At 50.0% G+C, this 8,454-nt stretch carries 5 protein-coding genes; all 5 read right to left on the reverse strand.

Annotation, left to right across the window (positions count from 1 at the left end):
* A partial coding sequence (locus WMO25_RS11055) for an LPD11 domain-containing protein (protein WP_435384307.1) occupies positions 1-5,555 on the reverse strand: 5,555 nt, incomplete at its 3' end.
* An 18-nt stretch (positions 5,556-5,573) separates the two neighbouring features.
* Positions 5,574-5,780 carry a transposon-transfer assisting family protein gene (locus WMO25_RS11070; RefSeq protein WP_002578948.1) on the reverse strand — a complete coding sequence of 69 codons (207 nt, stop codon included), beginning with the start codon at positions 5,778-5,780 and terminating at the stop codon, positions 5,574-5,576.
* Positions 5,777-6,373 carry a YodL domain-containing protein gene (locus tag WMO25_RS11075; RefSeq protein ID WP_002304389.1) on the reverse strand — a complete coding sequence of 199 codons (597 nt, stop codon included), beginning with the start codon at positions 6,371-6,373 and terminating at the stop codon, positions 5,777-5,779. The genes WMO25_RS11070 and WMO25_RS11075 overlap by 4 nt, the downstream gene beginning before the upstream one ends.
* Positions 6,374-6,386: 13 nt before the next feature.
* On the reverse strand, positions 6,387-7,232 hold the full coding sequence (locus tag WMO25_RS11080; protein WP_002304387.1) for an LPD16 domain-containing protein: 846 nt from the start codon (positions 7,230-7,232) through the stop codon (positions 6,387-6,389).
* Positions 7,229-8,454, reverse strand: a 1,226-nt coding sequence (locus WMO25_RS11085; protein WP_349085366.1) for a DNA topoisomerase, incomplete at its 5' end; no start/stop codon positions are given. The genes WMO25_RS11085 and WMO25_RS11080, both read right to left, overlap by 4 nt.

The following is an 8,454-nucleotide window of genomic DNA, read 5'->3' on the forward strand; positions in this document are numbered from 1 at the left end:
TCCTCCAGAATCCGATATGCGTTGGCTCGCTCTGTACCGTAGGTGACATACGCCGCCACATCGTTGTAGTTGGGAGAACTCTTACCGTTGATGCGCCACTCTGCGGTCAGCTCGGAGAACTTGACCTCAATGGAACGGCGCAAGTAATACGGCGTTTCAAAGGTTTCCTCCATGAACTGCTGAATATAATCGGCATCAATCCATGTTGCACCCAAACGCACATCAATCTCGGACGCATCCAAGTCCTTCGGCTGTGCTTTCTGCAAGGCTTCCACATTGATGTGGAAGGAAGAATCCCTGTCTGCCGCCATCTGTGCGACACGCAGCTTGCTTCTTACATCACCGGAAAGGTAATCATCGGCAGTCTGCCATCCAACTTCCACAGCATCGGGAGCCATCGGGTCTTTGAAGATCACCCCTCGAAGCTCTGCCTGAATCGCATCGTATTCTCCAGGTGTTCCAAGCAGCTGTGCCATAAACGGCAAATCCACCTTGCCACGCTCACCGATAGAGATTGCCAGAGCTTCGGACGGCGTATCCACGCTCGTCACTCTGCGTTCCGGCTTGATGGTTCGCTTGGTGAACATATCCGCCTTGCTTTTCAGATTGCCGTCCTCATCCACATTTTCCAGAGAACACAGGAGATAGTAGGAGGAATCGTCAGCAAATGCCTGACCATTGGCTCGATTATTGATAAGCCCGTTCTTTGCGGCAAACGCATCGTAGGCATCATTCAGTTCTGCCTGTTTCTGAGTAATCATTTCATCCGGGTAATCCTCAAGCTGATATTCGATCAGCTCGTTGACGATACCACGAAGTTCCACCATGCCCATCACACGGTCTTTTGCTTTCTCATTCAGGTCTACACGGCGCATCAGGGAGTTTTCACGGAAGTACACATTGCCATCCACCACGGTATAAGAGAAATTCTTTACATCCGGGGTTGCAGGAATGGTTTCGATTTCCTTACCCTTGTCAGCTTCGGGAAGCTCCACAGCCTGATAGGTTCCTTGGATGTGGGAAACTGCTTCTTTCAGAAGTTCGGACAGTTCCATGCCCTCAATGGGACGCACTGTAATGTCCATGCCGTAGGCGGTACTTTCTTCCACCGTATCGCCCAGAACCATTTCAGGATGAGCGACAAAGTAGCTGTTCATGGTGTGTCCTTCTTCGGTGCGGTCAAGGTTTACCCATTCCGGTACAATGTCAATCGGATGGTCACGCTTTTGCAGGAACAGGATGTCGGACACGACTTCCGTGCCTGCGTTTTTCTTAAAGGCATCGTTTGGCAGACGGATTGCACCAAGCAGTTCCGCCCTCTGCGCCATATATCGCCTTGCGTCAGAGTTCTTGGAATCCATGGTGTAACGGCTTGTCACAAAAGCGACCACACCACCGGGACGAACCTGATCCAAAGCCTTGGCAAAGAAATAGTTGTGAATGGAGAATCCCAGCTTGTCATACGGCTTGTCGGACACTTTGTAGTTGCCGAAAGGGACATTACCCACAGCCAGATCGTAAAAGTCTCGGCGGTCTGTCGTTTCAAAACCGGCTACTTTGATTTCTGCGTTGGGATAGAGCTTCTGAGCAATTCTGCCGGTGATGGAATCCAGTTCCACACCATACAAACGGCTGCTCTGCATTTCAGGAGGGAGCATACCAAAGAAGTTGCCGATACCCATAGCAGGCTCCAGAATATTTCCTGTTTCAAAGCCCATCTGTCCGACCGCATCGTAGATGGAGCGAATGACCGTAGGGCTGGTGTAATGTGCGTTCAGGGTGGAAGCTCTTGCCGCAGCATATTCATCTTCGGAAAGCAGGTTTTTCAGTGTCTGATACTCCTTCGCCCAATTTCCCTTGTCCGGGTCAAAGGCATCTGCCAGACCGCCCCAACCGACATAATTCGACAAAATCTCCTGTTCTTCGGTAGTGGCGTTCCTGTTCTCGCTTTCCAGTTTGAACAGAGTTTCAATGGCTGCGATGTTTCTTGCGAATTTCTGCTTCGGTCCACCTTCACCGATGTTGTCATCCGTGATGTGGAAGTTCACCGCAGGAACAGGTGGGATTTCTCTGGTGGTGATGGACTGCTCAAGCTGAGCGATAATGTCCATGACTTCGGCATTCTGCCATCCGTCCACCTGGGCATAATCCTGAATGATGGTGTCCTTTCCATCTACGCACTGTACGAAGTCCAGACTACCCGGCAGATCTCTGGTATTCATTGCACCCAGGGCTTTTCTCTGCGTGTCAGGAAGTGCATAGTAGGCTCGCAGGGCATCATCAAAGGAACTGTATTCCTTGATGTCCAGCGCACCCCGCTTCTGAATGTCCTCGGCAACATAAAAATGATCGATGAAGTGTTCCGGTTCCTGCTGTTCGGGTTCCGCACTGGCTCTGACCTGTGCGTGTGCCTTTTCGTCAGGGTAGTCCCCATAGATACGGATGCACTTATGCTCCTGCTGATCGTAAACGGCAGCACCATCGTACTTGAATCCGTCATCCTCCATGGTTCCGTCCACATAGCCCTGGGCAGCTTTTTCCGCTTCTTCCAGAGTGTAGTAGTCCAGTTTATCATCGAAGCCGTTTTCAAAGTGATGGTAGGCGGCAACCAGATAGCGGGGAGCCATGCGCTCCTCGTAGCTGTTAATCATCTCAGGTGTCAGCCATTCTGGTTTGTCGGGAATCATTTCATACAGCTCACGCATCTTGGCAATCTGTGCATGGCGGTTGCCTGCCCACAGATGCTTTTCGCTGTGCTGTCCTGCACCAAGGAAGTATTCGCAGTCCATACGCAGACGGTCTAACAGCTGATACTCAGGGGTGTAGTCCCTCGGTTCGGTTTTGCCCAGAAAATCCTCTGTAACGGGCTTTTCTTCGGTTTGGGCATCAACCCTTACCGCATGGTTTCTTTCGTCCTGAGAGAGCATACGCTCGAAATTCTCACGATTCTCGGCACGGAAGATGGGATAAGCAAGCGTAGGGTCACGCAGCTGAACTTCTCTGTCCGTGATCTGCTCCACACGGAAAGCTGTATCGTCCAGATATACCGTGTCACCGACCTGATAATTCCATTTCGGTTCCTCGGAAGCAGATGCTTCCACAACTTCGGCAGGCTCTGCCACAGGCGCTTCTGGCTGAACCGACTCCATCGCAGCTACGGACTGACGAACTTCCTCCAAATAGTCATTGGCAAGCCATTCGTCCGTGAAGTATTCCGTAACGCCTTCCGGGTCTACATAGTAGTCATCGGTCTGATTATCCCAGATCGCATACTCGCCATCCTCGGTATCAATCACTGCGAAACGGTCATAAACATCTTCCAACGGATCAGTTTTAGCTTCTTCGATAGCCTGTCGTTCCGCTTCTTCCTCCGGGCTGAGGTAGCGTCCCTTTCGTATCAGACCGTCGATTCTCTGCACCACCTGCGCCCAGGACATCTGCAATTTATCGCAACCGCTCTTGGTGTAAGCAACACCCTTGGCATCGTGATCCTGACCGCTGTGCGTTGCACCAGAGCAGGCATGGGAATGACCACCGGTTCCGTATTCATGCTTCAGGAAGTCCATCTTTTCCTTGGCAGAATGATTCTCCTGCCAGTAGTTATAAATACGGGCTTTACCACCGGAAAAGCCGCTTCCACGGGTCAAGTCTGCATTGACTTCATCATCCGTAATGAACTGGCGGACAAGGGGCATCTGCATCATATCGGTCTGATACTCACGCAAAGGCATATTCAACTCATACAGCTGTTTCTGAATGAGATTCAGCTTGTGATAGTGAAAACGAAGCAGATCGGGATTTTCCGCAAGGGTTTTTCTAAATTCCGAATACTGCTGTACCAAGGTTGCGTGGAAACGAGGGTCATCCAACTTTTCAGCCAAGTCTGCGGTTTCGTCAGGGAAACCACGAAACGGTTCCTGATGAAGAATTGCCAGATAGTTGCTGGAACGGGCTTCTTCACTCAAATCGTGATAAAGATGCCACAGGGATTCTGCCAACTTCTGACGCTCATATCCGGATGCTTCTACCAGTTCCACATTAGTTGCGAACCGACCATTTTCAAGCAGTTCTCCAATGCGCTCGGCAACCGTTTCCCAAGAAACGATCTGCGCTCTGGGGCTGTCAATGGCAGAGGAACCTTTGGCAAGGTGGATACCGTCCTCGGCATACCACGCACAGATATTCCCGCTATCTTCTTTCAGACCATAGCCGCCGTGATAGACCTGCTTTAAGGTCTGAACGATTTCTTCCAACGGCTTCTGCTTCATATATTCCAGCGCTACGACTTTTCGGGCTTCATCGGTATTGCTACCAAGCAGAAGGAAGTGGTCGATTTCTTCCTGGGCAAAAGAAAAAGCAGAGGGCGTAAAGCTCTCTGCTCGGTCGATAAAACTGATTTGTTCATTTTCGGAGAGGAAAAGGTTCAGACTCAGCTGTTGATAAGCTCCGTCATCACGACTTCCTCCGCCTGTGCTTTCAGGCTGTTCATGTGCTGCACCCACGCCATCTGCTGCGTTTCCTTGTCCGGTGCGGGGCTGTCCTTCAGGTACTGCTCCATCAGAAACTCCACTCTGGCTTTCGCTGTTTCCTCGATCTCCCACAGGTGCGGGAACAGGCTCTCCGTCAGAATCATGTCGTTCAGGAGCATCGGATTGTTCTGTTCCAAAAATGCTCGACGCATCCTGCCGTACTTGCCCAGAGGTTTCTCTCCCTCGTTCTCCAACTGAAGGTTCGGAATCTGATAATCTCCGGCCTGTCTGTAAGTCATCTCGCTCATAATCTGTACTCCTTTCGGTAGCTTTAATCTGCTCATGTTCTCCAATCGCTTTTTCGATTTCCTGAAACATCCTTGTGCTGATGGCATTCACCGCAGTACCAAGGGCATTTACCGTCTGTCTGGTGTTAAAATCAAACACCTTCTGGAAATCCTCATGCTCGAAGTAGTTGTCGGGACTTTCCACGAACCGGCAATACATCGTATAGGATACGCTGTTTGCCACCGCATTTTTGAAAGCTACTTCGATGTTGAGTTCATCATACTCCTCAAGGAAGCTGTTGGCAACGATGTCGAGGAACTGCTTTTTGTAATCGTCCCAATACTCAGCCGCCAGTGCGGATGCAATATCTTCAAGCTGTGCTTCCAGTACCCCGTCAGCGGCAACACCGAAGGTACGCTCCATCGCTTCCATGACATAGGAGCGGTTTTCAGGCGTCACCTCCCACGGTTTCAGTTCCGGGGAAGAACGGCGAACGCCGGTATCCGCCACATCAAACACATAGCGCAGATACGGTTTATCCCTGTTCATCACAAACAGAGCAATGCCGGTAGAGCCACGCTTTACATATCTGCGGTAATTTTCAGCGTTCCAGTCCTCATAGGGCTTGCAAAAGGTCGCATTGGGGCGCTGAGCATAAATCATCACCTGTTCCGGATAGGTGAACTCATAGTTGCGGGACATCGTTCTCAAAAACGAAGTCCAGTTATCTGTGTTCGAGGTGATTTTCCCAATCGTTTCTTTTGCTAATCCGGAATAAAATCGCTCTTTTGCGTTCATTGTATCCCTCCAATCCTATCAATCCGGATAAAGGTTCAGCTTCTCAAAGGCGGCATCGTCCATGGCTGAAACTTTACGGAGAACCGAGTCTGCCAAAGCAAAAAGCTCTGACTCGTCCTCCGAAAGCTGTTCCTTCATCAGTGTCAGTGCTTCACACAGCCCTGACCTTGTGCCAGGGCTGTAAAGCATCATCATGTTCCGCTCATCCTGTGTGAAATCCATCATTCAATCTCCCTTTCCGGGTGGCTCTTGGGCGGCTTATGGGAAACATCCGGCACGGGCTTTTCCTTTAACTGCTCCAACACCGAAGGACGTTCCTCTAATCCGGACGCTTTTCCGTTATTGATGATACCGTCAATCATCCCATAATCATCTTCCATTGCCATCTCTGCGTTTTTCAGGTAGTTTTCGGACTTCATAAAGTTTTCCAGCTTCTGAAACCCAACAGAATCTACATAGTGAAAGGATACCTCACCGACTACCTTTAAGGCTACGATGTCGCTGACCGACATACTGTGACCACGGAAATCATCCGGGTGGTCAATATTGAACTTTACATACAAATCTTCCAGCTGCCGATTCACATCCTCGGACATAGAAATGGAGCCATGATAGACCACCTCGTAACGGTCAATCTCAGGCTCCATTTCTTTCTTCTGAAGGTAGCTGTAATTTGCAAACATGAGCGGGATATTATCGTCTACATCTTCCCGCAGCTGAAGAATCGCATAGGAATCCGTGGGGCTTTCCAGAAAAGCAACCATTCTGTCATCCGGGGTGGTATTTCCGTGAACATCATCCCATTTTTCGTTTTTCATATCCGTGTCCTCCTTATCGTTCAGGCTCTTTGCGTTTGGGAGAGGGACTGGCAGGCGCAGCTTTTTCTGCGGCCTGTGCCAGTTTTTCCATGACCGACTCACGCTTCGGAGAGTCGAGCTTATCCAGCTGACTTTTCAGCACTTTGGCAACCTCAACCGCAGTTTCCTCACGGGCTTCTTCAATGGCTGTATTCAGGAACTCACGATACGGAGCCGTATTACCAGCGGCAAGATCTGCCTTGATTTCTTGGATATGCGCCTGCACATCATCGACCTGATCCATATATTCATAGGGGTCGAAGTTCTCTGCAAAACGGTCGAGCTTAAAAGCAAGCTCAGCGATAGGGTCATTGACCACCACCGCCTGTCTGCCGACTTCAAAAGCCTGCTCCATGACATCCTCATAGAACATTGCCCGCAGTTCCCGGCGCTCCAGCCCGAAGGATTCCAGAATATCCCGGCGGACTTCGAGCATGGACAGTTCAGGGTTATCAACCTGACCGCCATCAATCTCGTTGTAGTTTTCATCCAACAGGGTGTAGTCGTAACCATCTTCGCAGGTCTGCACCGCAAGGATTCTATCCTTTCCGACCTTCCATGCGGCTTCATCGCCCATAATCTCAGGCTCCGGCATATAGCTTGCGCCGTTGCGCTCCATAATTTCTGCAAACTGGCAGATATGAAACACATTGTATCCGATCTGCGTATGATACTCGTCAATGAAGGTGCAGGGCTTCACAACCATTTCATCCGGGTAGTGAATCTGCACACAGCTGCCATCGGGGATATGAAACAAATCCTTATAATGGCTGTCGATAAATCGGATTTCCTTACCATCCGGGTTGTACTCATTTGTCATTTGCGCTTTCCTCCATTTTCAAATTCCATACTGAACTTCGTTTTGCCATCATCTGATACCTCCATAAAGACGGTGGCATCAAAGGTGTTGCCCGTTCTTTCGGACTTGCAATTCTTGAGCTTTACCTTGCCGGAACCAAGCAATTTCTGCGCCGTGGCAGAAGTCATGCTCTTGCCGATGCTCGCAAAGTAGCGATTGTTTTTCCAGAGGGCAAATTTGCAAGCTCTGTTGGAACAGAAAAATGCCTTGGCTTTGTCCTCTACAGCACTGCCGCAGAGCGGGCATTTGCCGATAGAATTGGCTTCTTTCGACATCATAACCTCGGAATCACGGATTACTTCATAGTTCTGAATCAGACCGGCAATCACATCTTTGATCTCGTCCATAAAGTCCTCGCTGGCATATTCGCCTTTCTCAATGAGCAACAATTTTTCTTCCCAATCCGCCGTCATGGATGGGGACTGAATCTGTTCCGGCATGACTGTTACCAGAGCCGTACCCTTGTGGGTCGGAATCAGGTGTTTGGTTTTCTTATCACCCTTACGCTCCAGAAAACCGATGCGAACCAGCTTCTCAATGATACCGGCACGGGTCGCAGGCGTTCCCAAACCTTTGCGCTCCACCTCATCAGGCATTTCGTCCGCACCGGCAGTTTCCATAGCAGAAAGCAGAGTATCCTCGGTAAAGTGTTTAGGGGGAGATGTTTTCCCTTCCTTGATTTCCGTGCCGCTGACGGTCATTTCGTCACCAACGGAAACAGAAGGGAGTGTCTGCACGTTTTCGTCGGATTTTGTCGAATCATTTTTCTGAACCAGAGCTTTCCATCCATCCTGCACAACAGTTTTGCCTTTGGTGGAAAACACGGTACCGCCACAGTCCAGCTCAATAACTGTCTCTGCGTATCGGTGCGGATCGCCAACAGCTACGCACAACCGATTCGAGATCAGTTGCAAAATTGCAAGTTCACCCTTGGGAAGTTCGCTCAGATTGCATTTCTGCAATTCTCTGGTCGGAATGATGGCATGGTGATCTGTGACCTTTTTGTTATTCACAACCTGCTCTGCATGAACTGGTATGTTATCCACATCCTCCACGGGGAATGTGTGGAAAGCCAGCTTTACGAGGTCGGTCAGGCTATGTGCCATATCTTCCGTCAGAAACCTGCTGTCGGTACGGGGATAAGTGACCAGTTTCTTTTCATAGAGGTTCTGCGTGTAGTCCA

Origin of the sequence: Coprococcus intestinihominis (assembly GCF_040096555.1) — a bacterium.
Classification (GTDB): domain Bacteria; phylum Bacillota; class Clostridia; order Lachnospirales; family Lachnospiraceae; genus Coprococcus_A; species Coprococcus_A intestinihominis.

What these genes read in the sequence shown, in the direction of transcription:
- WMO25_RS11070 (WP_002578948.1), bottom strand. Translation starts at nt 5,780, where the DNA reads ATGATGGATTTCACACAGGATGAGCGGAACATGATGATGCTTTACAGC.
- WMO25_RS11075 (WP_002304389.1), bottom strand. Translation starts at nt 6,373, where the DNA reads ATGAAAAACGAAAAATGGGATGATGTTCACGGAAATACCACCCCGGAT.
- WMO25_RS11080 (WP_002304387.1), bottom strand. Translation starts at nt 7,232, where the DNA reads ATGACAAATGAGTACAACCCGGATGGTAAGGAAATCCGATTTATCGAC.